A 16,144-nucleotide genomic window follows, 5' to 3' on the forward strand; every position below is an offset into this window, starting at 1 on the left:
ACAATCCCAGAACATAAGCGAAGTGCCGGTTGAGTCTGGTCGCTGGGGTCCATCGTAATTGCTGGCGGCACGATAGCCGTGCTTGAGCAACCGCGCCGCCGAGATCTCGCGGTGGAGGCAGCCGCAGCTGGCTGTCGTGCCGGCGCGCACGGCGGTCCCGTCGGCGACCGTCTCGTTGCCGCAGTCGCAGGCGAAGAGCCAATGCGCATGCCGCCGCTGCTATGCGAAAACTCGATCCCAACGAGGCGTCCGTAGCGCAGCCCGGCCATCTCGATCCTGATCTTGCGGCCCACCGGACCCTCCCCCTTCCAGTTCCTTGGTCGGCTTGCGGGTGACAAGGTTGATCGCGCCGCCCATGCCGTCGGGGCCGTTGAGCACCGAGACATACCCCTTGGCGACTTGGATTTCGGCGATGTCGGGAGTCAGGAAGCGGTCGTAGTCGAGGCGGTTGTCGGCGGGCAGATAGACTCGGATGCCGTCGACGGTCAGCGGCACCTGGAAGCGGTTGAAGCCGCGCACAAAGATCAGCCGCTCGTTGCGCGACCCGCCGCTGTTGCCAGAGGTTACGCCCGGGATCAGGCTCGCCGCGTCGTCGAGGCCGAGCCGGTTGAAGCTGTAGATCGCCTCCTGCCCGATCGTGTCGCCGCCGATCAATACGCCCTCGGCGCGATGGCCGGTGATTACGATCTGCCCGAGCCCAAAGGCGCTGTCTTCGGCTGCCGGCGTCGCCGCGACAGTGGGCACCAAGGTCTGCGCGCAGGCCATTGCGGGCAATAGCGCGGCCACGGTCGCAATTAGATAGTGACGCATGTGTCCCCCATACGGACCGCTGTCGCCCGCGAACCGAGCGTTGTATATGGTGGAATATTACGGGCTGTATATAGATGAATATAGCCACAGGAATGGATCGGTGAATGATGAAGGTGCTCGTATTTTCTGTGTTAGCCAGTCTCGCGGTGCCTGCCTTGGCGCAGGGAATGCCGATGGTGACGCCGGTCTGCCCGAGGGACGCCGAGCCGATCCCAGCGGGTCTCGCCGGCTGGAGCAACAGGACGCCGATGACTGCGGCAAACGATGCGGCATCGGTCGGGCAAGCCAATCTCGTGCCCGGCGTTGCCGTCGATCTCGCGCTCGCCGGCACACCGGCGGTGCAATACGTCGTCCGTCCGTCGCATCCCGGCGGATCGGTCAGTCATGGTGGCATGACAGGTCTCGTCATCGCCACCGCCGGCACCTACCGCGTCGCCATCGGGTCGGGCGCATGGGTCGATCTCATCAAGGACAAGACGTCGCTCGAGTCGGTCGGGCACGGCCATGGACCGAATTGCTCGGGCATCCGCAAGATGGTGGATTTCGCGCTGCAGCCGGGATCGTACATCCTGCAGGTCGCGGGTAACGGCGAGGCGCGCATCCCGGTGCTCGTCGCGAAGCTGCCCTGACAGCGATGGCGCGCCGGCTCGGACTGGCGATCGCCGCGCTGATCCTGATGGCCGCGGCGCCGTCGTGGGACTGGCGATCGCCAGCGGGGCTCCGGCCGTCGCGCGTGCCTTCGGGCAATCCGATGTCGGCAGCAAAGGTCGAGCTCGGCCGGCGGCTATTCTATGATGCCGACCTTTCGGTCGACGGCACCATGGCGTGCGCGACATGCCACGAACAGCATCGCGCGTTCGCCGACGGCAATGCGGCGCATGCGGGCGTCCATGGCGACCCCGGACGCCGCAACGTGCCGGGGCTCGCGAACGTCGCGTGGCTGCGGCCGCTGACGTGGGGTGATCCCCGGATCGGATCGCTCGAAGCGCAGGCCGCAATTCCTGTCACCGGGACGGCACCGGTCGAGATGGGCATGGCGGGCCAGGATGCCGAGATTGCCCGTCGATTGAGCACGGACAGTTGCTATCCAGCGATGTTCGCCAAGGCCTTTCCCGGCGATGGGACGATCGATTTCGAGCATGTCGCTAAAGCGCTGGCCGCGTTCGAGCGGACGCTGGTCTCCTTCGACACCGCTTATGATGCCAATGGTCGCGGCGGTCGGACGGCAATGCCGTCCGAGGCGGTTGCCGGCAGCGCTGTGTTCGATCGCCACTGCCGGTCATGCCATTCTGGGCCGCTGCTCACCGACCAGAAATTTCATCGGATACGATCGACGCCGGGGCCGGACGCGGGTCTCGGCGAAATCACGCGACGGACGGAAGACGTGGGGCGCTTCCGGACGCCCAGCTTACGCAACGTCGAACTGACAGGCCCCTATTTTCACGACGGCTCGGCGAAGACGATCGCCGATGCCGTTCGTCTGCATCCGCGGACGAGCGATCTACGCGACGCCCAGGTGATGCAGATCGTAGCATTCTTGAATTCGCTGACGGATCGACATTTTACGATGGACGCCCGCTTCTCCTTGCCGGAGTTCACTTGCGGCAAGTGACCCATGCCCGGCGGGAGCGAGGATTTCTAACTGCAGAATGCTTTTGAAGATCCTCGCAATTTAGGAATCCGGCGCGACGGAGATCTATCGACGGCGAGTCAACTCGCGCGCAAGAGCCTTACGTGTCTTGTCGCCGTACGGCGGCTTGAACCCCGCGAGCTTGGCAAGATCGATCTTCGGCTGCGAGTAGATCGCCTTGGCGTGGCTGAACGCGCGGAAGCCGTCGTGGCCGTGGTAGCTGCCCATTCCGGCCGGGCCAACGCCGCCGAACGGCAGATCCTCAGCCGAGACGTGAAACACGACGTCGTTGATCGTCACCCCGCCCGAGATCGTCCGGTCGAGCACGCGCCGCTGCTCACCTATATCGTCGCCGAACCAGTAAAGGCCGAGTGGCCGGTCGCGGCGGTTGATCCGGTCGATCGCCTCGTCGATCGTGTCGTACGGCACGATCGGCAGCAGCGGACCGAAGATTTCTTCCTGCATCACGGTCATGCTGTCGTCGACCCGACGCAGGATATGGAGCGGCATCTTGTTGCCGTTCTGCGCGGCGAAGTCCTCGTTTCCGGGATTGACGACGATGACCTCAGCACCCTTGGCGCGGGCGTCGGCGACATGGGCCTCGAGCCGCTCGCGGTGGCGGGCGCCGAGAACCGAGGTATAGTCGGGGTTGGCGAGCAACGTCGGGTACATCGCCGCAACAGAGCGCTGCAATCCGGCGACGACGGCATCCTCGTGCTCACGCGGCACGAGCAGGTAGTCGGGCGCGAGGCAGATCTGCCCGGCATTCATCATCTTGCCGAGCGCGATCCGGTCGGTTGCGCGTGCGACGTCGGCCGAGCGCGAGACGATCGTCGGCGATTTGCCGCCGAGCTCGAGCGTCAGCGGCACGAGGTTTGCCGCCGCCGCGGCCATGACATGCCGACCCACCGCTGTGCCGCCGGTGAAGACGAGATGGTCGAACGGCAGTTCGGCGAAGGCCTTGCCCGCCGCCGGGCCGCCGGTGACGACCGTCACCTCGGCCGGGTCGAAAGCGGCAGCGATCAGCGCCGCCATTAATGTCGATGTCGCCGGCGTGTACTCCGACGGCTTGATCATCGCCCGGTTACCCGCTGCCAAAATACCGGCAAGCGGTCCGAAGGTCAGATTGACCGGGAAATTCCACGGCGAGATGATGCCGACGACGCCCTTTGGCTGAAATTCGACGCGGGCCCGCGCGCCGAGCAGGCCAAGCGGAAAGTCGAGGCTACGCTTCTCGGGTTTCATCCACGCGGCGAGATGCTTGGTCGCGTGGCGCAGTGGCTTCACCGACGACATGATGTCGGTCATGAGCGACATCTCGGTCGACCGGTGGCCGAAGTCCTCGGAGATTGCCGCGACCAGCGCATCCTGATTGTCGATCAGCAGCGCCTCGGCGCGGCGAAGTCGGTCGGTGCGTATCGCGGCGGATACCGGCAACTCGTGCGTAAACGCCGCGCGCTGGAGGTCGAGCGCGATACGCATTGCCGCCGCATCGCGCTGATCCCATGCGTCGATCGCTGTCGCCATTGCCGCTCCTCCCCAGATCAGCCCGCCGGGCTATGACATCTGTGTCGGCTCAGGTGACCGCCGCGTCAACGCTGGCAAAGGCCTTGGGTGAGCAGCCACGCCTTGTTCATCCAGCGGACTGCCGGCAATAGATCGCTGCCAGCCGCTCGATGCCGGCGCGGTCATCGTCGTCGAAGCGGCCGGGCAGCGGGCTGTCGAGGTCGAGGACGCCAATCAGGACGTTTTCGCGTATCAGCGGCACGACGATCTCGGACCGCGATGCCGCATCGCAGGCGATGTGACCGGGAAAGGCGTGGACGTCGGCGACGACGATCGTCCGGCGCTCCGCCGCCGCCGTTCCGCACACCCCGCGGCCGAGTGCGATGCGGACGCACGCCGGCTTGCCCTGAAACGGCCCGACGACCAGTTCACCGCTGCGCAGGAAGTAGAAGCCCGCCCAGTTGAGGTCGGGCAGGCTCATAAAGATGAGCGCTGCCGTATTGGCCGCGTTGGCAACTGGATCCGTCTCGTCCCCGAGCAGCCCGCGCAACTGCGCGGCGAGGTCGGCGTAGAACTCGGTTTTGGTCGCGGCGCTGATCGGCATAGACTGAAAGATGGTCGGCTCCTCGAACGCACGGTGGCTGCTAGCACATCACTCTCAGCTCGAGCCACTTCATTAATGTTGTCGTTGCTGGCTCGACAATCTCGAACTGGCCAGTTTGCCGGTCTTTTTTCGGACACCCATCGTCCGGCTGCGAAACTGGCCACCACTGACGAGGTCGCCGATCTCATTTTGACCACACCGCAGCAGCGGAGGGTGTATCGCCCCCCCCGGCGCAAAACCAGCTGCCCGTCCGGACGGCCAGAACCGTCGCGTAGGCATCCCGACCCGCGTGGCGGCTCGCAATTAACCTTTAAATAACCTTGTCTGCGAGCACGCCGTATCTTAGAGCCTGAACGAAAAGTAGTTGAGCGATACCAGTAGGTTGTGATTCACCGTCGTTGTCGAGACGATAGGAGAAGAACTTGCCTTGGACTGATACCGCTCGCCGTCAGCATATGCGCAAGGGGGGGCGCTATCCAAGCGATTTACGGGATGCGGAATGGGCGTTGATCGAGCCGCTGTTTCCGGCAGCCCGCAGCGGCGGGCGTCGTCGCACGACCTGCCTTCGGGCGGTGATGGATGCGATCATGTATATTGCGTCGAGCGGTTGCGCCTGGCGGATGCTGCCCAAATGCTTTCCGGCGACGTCGACAGTGCGCGGCTATTTCTACAGCTGGCGGGATAGTGGGCTGCTGACGACAATCAACCACTTGCTGGTAATGGCAGCACGCGAACAGGCCGGCCGCGAGGCCTCACCCAGTGCTGGCGTTATCGACAGCCAATCGGTCAAAACAACGGAAAGCGGCGGAATTTGCGGCTATGACGCCGGCAAGAAGGTGAAGGGCCGCAAACGCCATATCATCACCGATACCTGCGGCTTTCTGGTGTTTATCCTGGTCCATGCCGCCGACATTCAGGACCGCGACGGCGCTGTCGATGTCCTCAAAGCCATCCGTTTCCGTTTCCCGTTCCTGCGCCATGTGTTTGCCGATGGTGGCTATGCCGGTGACAAACTCAAGGCCGCGCTTGAAGGCCATGGCAGCTGGACCCTCGAAATCATCAAGCGCTCCGATACCGCCAAGGGCTTTGTGCTTTTGCCCCGCCGTTGGGTTGTCGAGCGGACCTTCGCGTGGCTGGGCCGCTGCCGACGTCTCGCCAAAGACTGGGAGCGATCCATCGAAAGCGCCACGGCATGGGCAACCATCGCCAGCATCCGAATGCTCACACGCAGAATCGCAAGGCTCTCAACTCATTGATGTACTTTTGAATCGGGCTCTTAACCGACCGCTAATTATAAGGGTCGGCAACATGATGCTTGAGAACCGCTTCGATTATCATGTTCAACGCGCATCGGCACATTTAGGAGATGTCGAGACGGCGACGTCATTCGAGGCGCGAAATACTCATCGGGAACTTTCGAAATGGCACATGTCTGCGGCGCTCACTGAAGGCGTCGGTTTCGTTCCCACTTGTGCAATTGAGTTGCAACAGATTCGGGCAGCGAGGAGCGTGATGCCGGGCGGCTAGCATTCGAGACAATAATTCAGTCAACTTAAGATTGAGTAGTGCGTTAAAGCATTACGGCACAGCCGGTGCACGGGGGCCTTCAAGAAAGGTAGAACCTACCGGTACAAGGTCGCTAAGCGATACTCGTATACCGTACTGGCAAACCACCTTGTCGTCATCGAGTCTCCGGATCACGAAAACATTCCTTTCGCGCGCAGTATGAACGACTACAATTCTTTTTGCCGACCTTTGCTCACGGCACGCTTTAAGTTCTGCTTCGATCGTTGTTTTCTGCCCGATTCGTTGGTTTCATGCCACGGGTCAGAACAGCGACATCGCTTCCGCGATCAATCATCTCCTGACGTGGTCCGACCGCATGCCCAGTGGCTTGCTTGATCGGCGCGATGTACACGATTGAGATCAGCCGACCGCAACCGACCTTTTTGAACAAACTGGGGGATGGGGATGCCGCTTGGGCTAGCGCTTGCACCAGCGATTTTGCTCGTAGCGACGCTCATTTGCGTCATCGTCGTGCGCACCCGCTCGACCGCCATAAAGCTCGGCACCGAAGTCGTGCTGCTGGGACTCATCGGCGGCCTGCTCCTCAGTCGCGGTCTGAGCCCTCTGCCGGGCAACCTCGCCTTGGCGCGAAACGCCGACGCTCCACTTCTGCGCGCACTCGCGGTCGTGTGGTGGCTCGTCGCGGCGCGTGCGATCGCGATACTAACGACGCTCGGTCTCGGTCATGACGCGCGATCGAAGCACGCTCGGCTGTTTTCAGATCTTTTGGCCGGCGCGATCTATCTGACTGCAATCTTGATAATTCTGAATTCCGTTCTGGGCCTACCGATCAAAGGACTACTGGCAACGTCGGGCGTCATCGCGATCGTATTGGGACTGGCTTTGCAGAATACGTTGGCCGACGTGTTCTCGGGCGTGGCGGTCGGACTGGAGCAGCCGTTCCACGTCGGCGACCGGATCACGCTGGCCGATCACTCCGAGGGCATCGTCGTCGAGATGAATTGGCGATCGATCCGCATCCAGACCGACGGTGAGGATGTCGCGATCATCCCCAACAGTATCGTCGCGCGCAGCCAGATCATTAACCGCAGCGTTCCGACCGCACGCCGCGCCGTCTCGCTCGATATTCCGACGCTGTCGCAAGCGCGTTCCGAGCACCTGATCGAGCTGGTGCGCCAGGCGATCATGCTCTGTCCGAGCCTGTTGGAAACCCCGACGCCAAGCGTCTTCGTCAAATATATTGGCACCCGGACCACGATGCTCGGAGTCAATTACTTCGTCGCCTCGACCAGCGCGATGACATTGGCACGGAGCGAGTTGCTCCGCCAAACCCGCCGACTGTTCCGCCACGCCGGTATCCAGGACGGAGCGCGGCCGACCGATAAAGCCCTGCTCGGGAGCATCGAACTCTTCGAATCGCTCGACGACGTCCAGCTCGGCGTCCTCGCCGCGGGGCTCCATCACCACATACTTGAACCCGGCGCGGTGCTGTTCGAACAAGGCGGCGTCGGGTTGTCGCTGTTCGTCGTCAATTCGGGAATCTTTGAGATCGCTAGCCACACCGCAGCCGGCCCGTCGCACGTCTATGGCAAGATCGGACCGGGCGAGTATCTCGGCGAGATCAGCATGATGAGCGGCGAGCCGCGCCCGGTTGGGGCGAAAGCGCTGACCAAGGCGAGCGCACTCGAACTGCCGAAGTCCGTCCTTGAGGGTCTCCTCCGCGATAACCCCGAATTGAGCGCCGCACTCGAACGGTCGGTCGAGCGCGGGCTAGCGCTTCTCGACCGCGACACCGCGGCGCGGACGTGTGAGCCGCTCGACGTCCACGGCAACCTGCTCAGCCGCATTGTCACGTTTCTTGGAATAAGCCGGGGTCAGCCGCGCTAGGTACAAAGGCGGGCTGACACGTCTTCGAGCCTGCGGCGGCTGCATTTCGGGTATCGCCGGTCCTCGGCTAAGGCGGATTCATGAGTTGCCAACTCATCGCGGATAGAAAGCACAACCAATTCCAAGTTGCTGCGCTGCGGTGTGGCCACGTCCTCGCGCTTGGTATTGAAAGCAATTTGCGCGCCGGTCGATACCTTAAGAATTTTAGATCGACATGGCGGCGTGACTACACTCGCCTGGCGTATTTGGCCAAGATATTCGGTTTGCAGCGTACGGGCATCTCGCCAATTGGGCCAACGAAAGCCCGATTGAGCAGATTGGGCGCGAACAATACGACAGCTGTGTATTTCGTGACTTCGTAGCTGGCCATTGCCGACACCGCTTATTTACTGAGCGTGACGAGACCCCTCACCTCGTCCGAAACACCGACCTGACGCGGATGTTTCGTCCAGCGACGTCGCATAAGAGAGCGGCGGCGTCGGGTGACGCCGCCGCTCCAAGAATGACCGTGCTACTTTTTTGCGGTAGCGGCGCTCTTACCGTGAGCTTCGGTCGAGGACTTGTGGGCCGCGTCCGAATGCCCATGGGCCTTGGTCGACTCAGCATGGGCCTCGTCGTGGCTGCCCGACGTGTGCTTCGTTGCGGCCGCCTTGTGCGACTTGGCTGCCGCTTCGTGATGCTCGGCGGCCTTCGTGTGGCTTGCTGCTGCCATGATGACTTCCTTCCCAATCCGGATTTATTTCCGGTAATCGCAGAACGGCCATCTCCGGGCGGCGGGTGCAAAGGGTCTCATGTCGCTCGACCTGTGAATTGCCCGCTCCATCGGAAATCGGTCCAGGTATTACCATCCAGATGGCGCGTCAGCGATTGCCTATGCCCGCTACCCAGCTGACAAACGCCTTGCGCGCTAGCTGCTGATGCGCGCCGATCCATCGGCGATAACACCATCAGCGTGATCCATGAGGCGTTGGCAATCATGCGTAGCACGCCGCGCAAGCGTTACCGTCGCAATCAAAAGCCTCGAAAGATCGGCGCAAATAGGTGCTCCGATCGCACATCGCGATCGTTGCCCGCCCCCCGCCTGCTCCATCTGCGTGCGAGCGGCTACGGCTGCCCGAAAGCGCATACGTCAATCTGGGCGCCGTCTGGCGACGGGTTCAGCAGCAGTTTCGACGAGGAACGTGCAAACATCGGCTTGGATAAACATCTACACGACTACCCAGGACGTTCATGACCAAGCTCTGCCTGGCAGGCCTAACCGAAGCCGAGATTGCTGGAAGCGTGGGATAGTCACCGGCGCGCGTGACAGATATCCGCCGCGTATATGGCGACGGTATGCGCGTCGTCATCTCGATCGGAGAGCGATTGGCGGCATCGAGCGGATAAACGCCGAGGCATCGCCTTGTCACCCGGCGAATTGACGGTATAAACGGCCGGAACATTTTGCAAAACACGTTGCAACATGATCGTGCTCAAGGCGACATGCCTTTAAAATGCGGGCGTAGCTCAATGGTAGAGCAGAAGCTTCCCAAGCTTACGACGAGGGTTCGATTCCCTTCGCCCGCTCCAATTATCTCAGAGAGTTAAAGTCTGCAGCTCATCCCGGCACGTTCGTGCCGGGTTCGGCGCACGGCTGTCAGTCGAAGCGGAAGGCGGAGATTGCGGTCTTGAGCACGAGCTCGCTGTAGACGCGCGTGCCTGCCGCCGGCGATGTCCCGGCGGCGACCATGAGCGGCAGCAAATGCTCCGCCTGCGGATGCGAGAAGCGGCCCGAGGGAGCATCGGCCCATGCGTTCAGCGCCGTCGCCCTCGCCGCACCGGGCTGTTCGACCGCGGCGGTCAGCCACGCGTCGAACGCCTGCGACGGCGCCGTCGCGCGCGGATCGCCGTAGCCGCGCATGTTGTGAAAGCTCATGCCTGACCCGAGGATCAACACGCCGTCGTCGCGAAGCTGGGCGAGCGCCTTCCCCGCGGCGATGTGGAGGTCCGGGTCGAGAGTGCGGTCGACCGACATCTCGATCAGCGGGATGTCGGCATCGGGGAACGCGACCTTGAGCGGGACGAAGACGCCGTGATCGAGGCCGCGCGCCGGATCGACGTTCGCAGTGAGGCCGGCATCGCGGAGCAGTTCCGCAGCGCGGCGCGCGAGGCCAGGAGCACCGGGTACATCGTAGCGCAGCCGGTACGTCTCGGGCGGAAACCCGCCATAGTCGTAAATGAGCTTCGGGTGCTCGGCGCCGGTGAAGGCGAAGCCGTCGGTTTCCCAATGTCCCGACACGACGATGATCGCCGTCGGCTGCTCGGCGAGGGTGCCGGACAGGCCGCGCAGGAAAGCGCTCATGCCGGTCCAGGTGCCCGACGGATCGGGCATGAAAAAGCACGGTCCGCCGCCGTGCGGGATGAAGAAACTCGGCTGTGTCGCCATTATTGCGCGTCCGCCTGCCCGGCGGTTTCGCCGCCGGGCTTGTCAGAGACAATCTAGTCGCCCCGCCCGAAAGCGAGAATAGCTGGCCGGAGCGACAGACTGTTGCGCAAAACGAGATGATCGCTGCGCAGCGCAATCATCGCAAGTACACCGACGGCGGGACCTAAGCCGTTGCCGGACGGTCGGTATCGAGCACCAGTCGCTGCAGCACGACGTTATCGTCGATCCGCCAGACCTTGATCGTATGACGACCGGCGGCAACGTCGTGCATGTCCGCCGATAGCTGGACGACATTGTCGCAGACCGCCTTGGCCCAGCGCTTTTTGCCCGGGGTGTCCTGATCGCCGCCGGTTGCTTCGAGCTGCGCCGTCAGCACCTCGACCGGGCCGCCGTCGAGCGAGACACCGATCCGCACGCCGCGATGGCCCACGGTATCGAGCGTCGGCGTCAGGTATAGCGTCAGCGTCGCCGCGCCGCCCTTGCGCACCGTCACGTCATATTCGAGGCTCATCCCGTCCGCCGGGCTGGTCGAAGGCGCACCTTGCGGCATGGCGAGCACGGCAGCGGCAGTCGACCCGAGATGCGGAATCGTCGTCCACCGCAGCCCCTTCGCGTTGTTTGCGCGGGTGAACGCCGGTGCCTCGATCGTCACGACGCCCTCGGACTTCGCGCGCGCCGCGACGAATTTAGGCGCGACATGGCGTTCCGCGGCCGCAGACTCGCCGCCGACGCGAACGATGCTCGGCAAGGACTGCTGCGTCGGGTCGTTCCAGAGGACATAGTTCATGTGGACCTGCGCCATCATGCCGTCCCACTTGCCGCCGTTGATCGTGTGGTAGCGGCGGGTCAGCTCGGAATCGCGCCTGAACGCGGTCTCGACCTCCCCGGCGAAGTAGTTCGCGCGCGGGTCGTTCGGCTTTCCCAGCATCCGGTCCCAAGCGGTGCAATAATACATGCGATACAGGTTCGCCATCGCGAGTACCGGGAATTCGATGAGCTGGTAGTAGGCATCGAGCTGTTCGGGCCGGAGTTGGGCGCGGACCGTCTGTACCTTCGCCTCCAGCGCATCCCACTCGGCGATCATCGCGCCGAATTCGCCGCCATCGAGCCCGTCGGGCATGATGCCGCCGAGCGCAAAGCTGTCCTGGTCGATCAGTTCGGGTTTCCGGCGCGCGGTATACTGGCTGTACGCGGTGATGATCTCGCCGATCGCGGCGTGATTGGCCCCGAATGTCGCCGCTGCCCATGACGCCGGGTAGTCCGCCAACGCCGCCGGGGTCATCGCTTCGGGGTTCCACGCCTGCGCGAGGAAGAAGCCGAGCGGATATTCCATCGGCTTGATATCGCCGACATTGGCGATCCAGATCGTTCGCGCACCGCGCTGGTAGGCGAGGTCCATCTGCTGCCAGATCTTCTCGACCTGGTTGGTATTGATCCATTTATAATTGCGCGGCACGCCGACATAATCGAAGTGATAATAGATGCCGTAACCGCCGCTGCGCGCTGGTGCGGCGGGGTCGGGCAAGCGCCGGATCTGGCCCCAATTATCGTCCGAGAACATTAAGGTGACGTCGGCCGGCACCTTCATGCCGTGGTCGTAATAATCCTGAACCTCCTTATAGAGCGCCCAGACCTGCGGGGTCGCCTCCGCCGGCTTGCCGGTGACATCGACGATAATCTGGCGCTGATCGGCGACGATCCGTTCGAGCAGGCCGGTCGCGGTACCCTCCGCCATCGCCTCGTCGCCGTCGCCGCGCATCCCGACCGTGACGAGCGAGTCGTAGGGCCTGCCGCCGCCCTTCGACATCATGCGCTCGATGCCGCCGCGCCAGAAGGTGCGCAGATTGGCGGCGTTCTTGCTGTAATCCCACGCGCCGCCGGTGATGCCGCCTTCTTTGTGGCGGTGCCATTCGGCCTGCGCGCGGAGCATCGGCTCGTGATGCGAATTGCCCATTACCACGCCCATCGCGTCGGCGAGGATCAGGCTGTTCGGGTCGTCGTCGGCGAACGCCTTCCCCCACATCGCCGGCCACAGGTAATTGCCCTTCATCCGCAGCAGCAGTTCGAAGACGTGGGCGTACATCGCCGAATTGACGCCGCCGAAGGCCTTCTTCGCCCAGCCGCTGAGGCAGGGGTCCTCGTCGTTGATGAAGAAGCCGCGATAGCGCACCTTCGGCTGGTCGCGGCGGGCGTCCGCCGGGATCGTCACGTCGTGCTGGCGGCGGACGGGCACGTCGGCGAACCAGTGCCACGGCGAGACGCCGATCCGGGCGGAAATGTCGTACGTGCCGAACACGGCGCCGCGGCGGTCGGACCCGACGATCACTAGCGCCTGCGCCACCCCCGGCATCGGGTCGTCGACGACGATCTGGCGGAACGCCTCCCATTCGCCCTTGATGTCGCCGGCATCGATCTTTCCGGCCGCCACCAGCCGGTCGATCGCGACGCTCTGCCCGATAACTCCGATCAGCACGACCGGGCCCGTGAGCCGTCCGGTGCCCTCGACCAGCTGCGGGCGCGTACCGCCGACCCGTTCGAGATCGGCGACGAAGTTGGTCGCGACGTGGCGCACCGCGCTGTCGGCGTCGGCGTCGATCACGACTGTCGCCGGGATGCCGCCGGCGATCAGCTTAAAGCCCGCGCGTGGATCGGTGCCGGTCCGCGGTTCGAGCGCCGCCAGGGCGTGCGCGGGTAACGCTGCCAGCGCCGCGCCCAAGGCCGCGCTGCCCATCAATGTCCGGCGCGAGAGAGCCGCAAGCGTGTCGTCAGCCATTCTCTACGCTCCTGTCGGTGCCGCAAGATGATCGGCCGCTGGCGGCCCGAAATATGTCTTCTTCGGCTCTTCGTTCGACACGATAATCGACTGTATCACCACAGTGGGGTCGATCATGCAGACTTTCAGCGTGTGGCGTCCGGCGCGGTCGGCCATGACGTTGAAGTGCATCGTGCGCGCGTTGTTCGCGGTGTTGACGGCCTGCTTGGCCCCGAGAAAATCTTGCGCCGCGGCATCCTGCGGCGTGAAGACCGTCTGGACGACCGGCGCTTTGTCATTCAGCCCGACCGCGATGCTCAGCTTGCGGCCCGGGATAACCTCGAGCGTCGGGCTCGTGACGAGTTCGACGCGATACTCTCCCGCGGCCGCCAAATAGATCGCATAGTCGAGCCGGGGTGCGCGAGCCGGGTCGGCAAACGACGGTGCGTCGACCGGAAAGATCGACATCGCGGCATCGACCCGACCGTAATCGGGGATCGCTTCCCAGCGCACGCCGTCGACCGCGACCGATCGGGTAAAGGCAGTGACGGGCACCGAGAATTCCCCGGCCAGACCGCCGAATGCGCCGCGTGCTTCGCGCTCCTGTTGCGCCGTCGCGCGGATCGCGGTCAGCTGCGCCTTCACCACGGCTTCGCCCGCGATCGTCACGGTGCCGCTCGATTTGCCCTCCGGTGCCTTCGCCCAGTCGATATCGATCCAGAACCGGCGGTCGCGCGGCGATGCGCTGAACGCCTTGCCCTCGCGGATCGTCACCCACGGCTGGTCGGCCGTCACAGTGAACGGCGCCGCCCCGTTTCCGCGCGGAAAAACCTCGAGCCAAGTCGGACGCCGCGAGATGCTGTCGAGCGTCGGCAGTGCCGGCGGCAGATAATAGCCAGGCCACGACCGGCTATCGCCATCGACGGCAACACCGAAGCCCGAGGCGTTATCGAGGTCGAGGTCGGCCACCGGCGGCATGATGTCGGCGATGGGCGGGTACCAGTCGAAATAGCCGATGTGCGTCTGGTCCATCATGTGGTTCCATTTGCCGCCCGCCATGACGTGATTGTAGGTGTCGCGCAGGTCGTGGTCGGTGCGGAACCGGCGGCGAACCTCGTCCGCCTCGATCCGGGTGCTGGCTCGCGCCTGCTCGGCAAAGCGCGCATTGCGTGCCGCCGCGACATACATCTGGGTCAGGTTGGCGCAGGCGCGGATGGGATACAGGACCAATTGGTAGAAAGCGTCGCGCTGGTCGGGGCGCAGTGCGGCGTCGACGGCATCTGCCCGGCGAACGAGCCCGGCCCATGCCTCGCAGACCCGTTCGGCCTCGCCATAATGTTCGAGGCTGTAGGTGCCGGGGGTGATTTTCTCGGGCTTGGGCAGCGCATTATACTTGGCGTAACGCGCGGCGAGAAAGGCGATCTCGTCGGCGTGTTCGGTGCCGAACTGGCGCTCGGCCCAATCGCACGTCCATCGTGCGATCTTGTCCTTGCCGACATCGGCTGGATTCCATGCCATCGCGAGGAAAAACTCGATCGGCAGTTCGAGTGGTTTCAAGTCACCAACATTGGCGATCCAGATCTCGTTCGCGCCATATTGGTTGGCGAGGTTCATCTGCTCCCAGATTTTCGGCAGCGGATTCGAGTTGATCCACTGATACGCAAACGGACCGCCGTGCATGTCCATGTGGAAGTAGATGCCGAACCCGCCCGATCGCCCGCGTTCGGACGGCAGCGGCAATCGCCTGAGATTGCCGACATTGTCGTCGGCGAACATGATCGTGACGTCGTCGGGCAGCTTCAGCCCGGCGTCGTAATATTTATAGACCTCGGTGAAGAGGACCCATACTTGCGGGACCTTGTCGGCGGGCATGTGCATGCCGTCGGCGATGATGCGGCGCTGGTCGCCGATGACCTCCTCGAGCAGCTTGACGTCTGACTGCAGGCTGCCGGTACTTTCGAGCGCGACATCGCCGTCGCCGCGCATCCCGACGGTGACGACGACTTCGTTGCCCGCATTCCGCTTGATCCCCTCGTCGAAAAACTGGCGGATGGCGGCGCGATTGGTCGCGTAATTCCACTCGCCGTTGCCGTAATGTTGCTGGTTGTCGGTCCATTCCTTGTGCGCTCGCATCATCGGCTCGTGGTGCGAGGTGCCCATGACGATCCCATAGTCGTCGGCGAGAGCGGGATTTGCCGGATCGTCGATGGCGAACGCGTTGTTCCACATCGCCGGCCACAGGTAGTTGGCGCGGAGGCGGAGCATCAGCTCGAACAGCTTCGCGTAGAATTGGGCGTTCATCCCGCCGAATTTCTCGGTCGTCCAGCCCGACAGGCAGGGTGCCTCGTCGTTGAGGAAAATCCCGCGATACTTCACCGCCGGTGGTCCCTGAACATAATGGCCGTGAGCCAGCCGAAGCTGGCTCCGCCGCACCACCGGCACGTCCGCCCACCAATACCACGGCGATACGCCCATCGAACGCGACAGGTCGTACGCGCCGTAAATCGCGCCGCGCCGGTCGCTCCCGACGACGACCAAGGCCTCGGTCACGCCGGGCATCGGCTGCGCGATCGTCTGGACGGTGAACGATTCCCACTTGCCGCGGATGTCAGCGACGTCGAGCTTGCCCGCCATCACGAGCTGGTCGACCAGCGGGCTGTTGCCGAGCGTCCCGACGAGAATGAAGCGAGCGGGAAGCAGCCGCCGATCGTTGACGATGCGGGCGGGCGTCCCCAATACCCGGCCGATGTCGGCAGCGAGATCGGCCGCGACGCGCCGGACGCTCGCCGGCTCCGCCGCATCGACGAAGACCGGCACCACGCCCCCGCCGGGCAGCGTGATATCGAAACCGGGCGCGCGCCGATCGAACCGCATCGCCGCGGCGAGCGGGGAAGCGAAGGCTCCGCTCGCGATCGCGCCTTCGAGCACGTTGCGCCTGGTAAACATCGGCTCCTTTCACTCTGTCGAGGCACCGGTCGCCGCACGGGCGGCCGGACCCCACAG

Annotated in this window: 13 protein-coding genes and 1 tRNA gene; 7 read left to right on the forward strand and 7 right to left on the reverse strand. The window is 63.7% G+C overall.

Features of this window, described 5'->3' with window-relative positions:
- Window positions 1-219: 219 nt before the first annotated feature.
- A complete protein-coding gene (locus tag KTC28_RS16750) occupies window positions 220-810 on the reverse strand; it encodes a TonB-dependent receptor plug domain-containing protein (RefSeq protein WP_216709966.1) in 591 nt (196 codons plus the stop codon).
- 104 nt (window positions 811-914) lie between these two features.
- Between KTC28_RS16750 and KTC28_RS16755 the strand changes: the two genes are divergently transcribed.
- Together KTC28_RS16755 and KTC28_RS16760 are read left to right on the forward strand one after the other, a co-directional pair.
- Window positions 915-1,439 (forward strand): homogentisate 1,2-dioxygenase, encoded by a 525-nt coding sequence (locus KTC28_RS16755; protein WP_216709967.1) that lies wholly within the window; start codon window positions 915-917, stop codon window positions 1,437-1,439.
- Between the two features lie 5 nt (window positions 1,440-1,444).
- Window positions 1,445-2,422: a cytochrome-c peroxidase gene (locus KTC28_RS16760; protein WP_216709968.1), complete on the forward strand. Its 978-nt coding sequence runs from the start codon at window positions 1,445-1,447 to the stop codon at window positions 2,420-2,422.
- An 84-nt stretch (window positions 2,423-2,506) separates the two neighbouring features.
- On the opposite strand, the gene KTC28_RS16765 is transcribed toward KTC28_RS16760, so the two are convergent.
- Entirely contained in the window at window positions 2,507-3,967 is a 1,461-nt protein-coding gene (locus tag KTC28_RS16765; protein ID WP_216709969.1) for a coniferyl aldehyde dehydrogenase, read from the reverse strand.
- A gap of 106 nt (window positions 3,968-4,073) precedes the next feature.
- Entirely contained in the window at window positions 4,074-4,550 is a 477-nt protein-coding gene (locus KTC28_RS16770) for a free L-methionine (R)-S-oxide reductase MsrC (protein ID WP_216709970.1), read from the reverse strand.
- A 422-nt stretch (window positions 4,551-4,972) separates the two neighbouring features.
- Here KTC28_RS16770 and KTC28_RS16775 point away from each other — a divergent pair, with 422 nt between their 5' ends.
- The 3 genes from KTC28_RS16775 to KTC28_RS16785 all read left to right on the forward strand — a co-directional run bounded on the left by KTC28_RS16775 (window position 4,973) and on the right by KTC28_RS16785 (window position 7,964).
- Entirely contained in the window at window positions 4,973-5,806 is an 834-nt protein-coding gene (locus tag KTC28_RS16775) for an IS5 family transposase (RefSeq protein WP_216711713.1), read from the forward strand.
- A gap of 52 nt (window positions 5,807-5,858) precedes the next feature.
- The gene (locus tag KTC28_RS16780) at window positions 5,859-6,077 is read left to right on the forward strand and encodes a hypothetical protein (protein ID WP_223132260.1); all 219 of its coding nucleotides are present in this window, start codon (window positions 5,859-5,861) and stop codon (window positions 6,075-6,077) included.
- 444 nt (window positions 6,078-6,521) lie between these two features.
- Complete coding sequence (locus KTC28_RS16785; RefSeq protein ID WP_216709329.1) at window positions 6,522-7,964, forward strand: mechanosensitive ion channel family protein; 1,443 nt, start codon at window positions 6,522-6,524, stop codon at window positions 7,962-7,964.
- 511 nt (window positions 7,965-8,475) lie between these two features.
- Here KTC28_RS16785 and KTC28_RS16790 read toward each other — a convergent pair.
- Window positions 8,476-8,676: a hypothetical protein gene (locus KTC28_RS16790; RefSeq protein ID WP_216709328.1), complete on the reverse strand. Its 201-nt coding sequence runs from the start codon at window positions 8,674-8,676 to the stop codon at window positions 8,476-8,478.
- 783 nt (window positions 8,677-9,459) lie between these two features.
- Here KTC28_RS16790 and KTC28_RS16795 point away from each other — a divergent pair.
- Window positions 9,460-9,533 (forward strand) — tRNA-Gly (locus tag KTC28_RS16795).
- A 67-nt stretch (window positions 9,534-9,600) separates the two neighbouring features.
- Here KTC28_RS16795 and KTC28_RS16800 read toward each other — a convergent pair.
- Window positions 9,601-10,389, reverse strand: a complete 789-nt coding sequence (locus KTC28_RS16800; protein WP_216709327.1) for a DODA-type extradiol aromatic ring-opening family dioxygenase — start codon at window positions 10,387-10,389, stop codon at window positions 9,601-9,603.
- Here KTC28_RS16800 and KTC28_RS16805 point away from each other — a divergent pair.
- Window positions 10,380-10,556 (forward strand): hypothetical protein, encoded by a 177-nt coding sequence (locus KTC28_RS16805; RefSeq protein ID WP_216709326.1) that lies wholly within the window; start codon window positions 10,380-10,382, stop codon window positions 10,554-10,556. The two genes, KTC28_RS16800 and KTC28_RS16805, sit on opposite strands and share 10 nt — an antisense overlap.
- On the opposite strand, the gene KTC28_RS16810 is transcribed toward KTC28_RS16805, so the two are convergent.
- A complete protein-coding gene (locus KTC28_RS16810) occupies window positions 10,553-13,162 on the reverse strand; it encodes a glycosyl hydrolase 115 family protein (RefSeq protein WP_216709325.1) in 2,610 nt (869 codons plus the stop codon). The two genes, KTC28_RS16805 and KTC28_RS16810, sit on opposite strands and share 4 nt — an antisense overlap.
- A gap of 3 nt (window positions 13,163-13,165) precedes the next feature.
- Window positions 13,166-16,087: a glycosyl hydrolase 115 family protein gene (locus tag KTC28_RS16815; protein WP_216709324.1), complete on the reverse strand. Its 2,922-nt coding sequence runs from the start codon at window positions 16,085-16,087 to the stop codon at window positions 13,166-13,168.
- Window positions 16,088-16,144: the final 57 nt, after the last annotated feature.

Source organism: Polymorphobacter megasporae, assembly GCF_018982885.2.
GTDB classification, from domain to species: Bacteria; Pseudomonadota; Alphaproteobacteria; order Sphingomonadales; family Sphingomonadaceae; genus Polymorphobacter_B; species Polymorphobacter_B megasporae.

Bases quoted from the DNA above. Each gene is read 5' to 3' on its own strand.
- KTC28_RS16765 (WP_216709969.1), bottom strand. From the start codon at position 3,967: ATGGCGACAGCGATCGACGCATGGGATCAGCGCGATGCGGCGGCAATG.
- KTC28_RS16800 (WP_216709327.1), bottom strand. From the start codon at position 10,389: ATGGCGACACAGCCGAGTTTCTTCATCCCGCACGGCGGCGGACCGTGC.
- KTC28_RS16785 (WP_216709329.1), top strand. From the start codon at position 6,522: ATGCCGCTTGGGCTAGCGCTTGCACCAGCGATTTTGCTCGTAGCGACG.
- KTC28_RS16790 (WP_216709328.1), bottom strand. From the start codon at position 8,676: ATGGCAGCAGCAAGCCACACGAAGGCCGCCGAGCATCACGAAGCGGCA.
- KTC28_RS16760 (WP_216709968.1), top strand. From the start codon at position 1,445: ATGGCGCGCCGGCTCGGACTGGCGATCGCCGCGCTGATCCTGATGGCC.
- KTC28_RS16770 (WP_216709970.1), bottom strand. From the start codon at position 4,550: ATGCCGATCAGCGCCGCGACCAAAACCGAGTTCTACGCCGACCTCGCC.
- KTC28_RS16780 (WP_223132260.1), top strand. From the start codon at position 5,859: ATGATGCTTGAGAACCGCTTCGATTATCATGTTCAACGCGCATCGGCA.
- KTC28_RS16810 (WP_216709325.1), bottom strand. From the start codon at position 13,162: ATGGCTGACGACACGCTTGCGGCTCTCTCGCGCCGGACATTGATGGGC.
- KTC28_RS16755 (WP_216709967.1), top strand. From the start codon at position 915: ATGATGAAGGTGCTCGTATTTTCTGTGTTAGCCAGTCTCGCGGTGCCT.
- KTC28_RS16815 (WP_216709324.1), bottom strand. From the start codon at position 16,087: ATGTTTACCAGGCGCAACGTGCTCGAAGGCGCGATCGCGAGCGGAGCC.
- KTC28_RS16750 (WP_216709966.1), bottom strand. From the start codon at position 810: ATGCGTCACTATCTAATTGCGACCGTGGCCGCGCTATTGCCCGCAATG.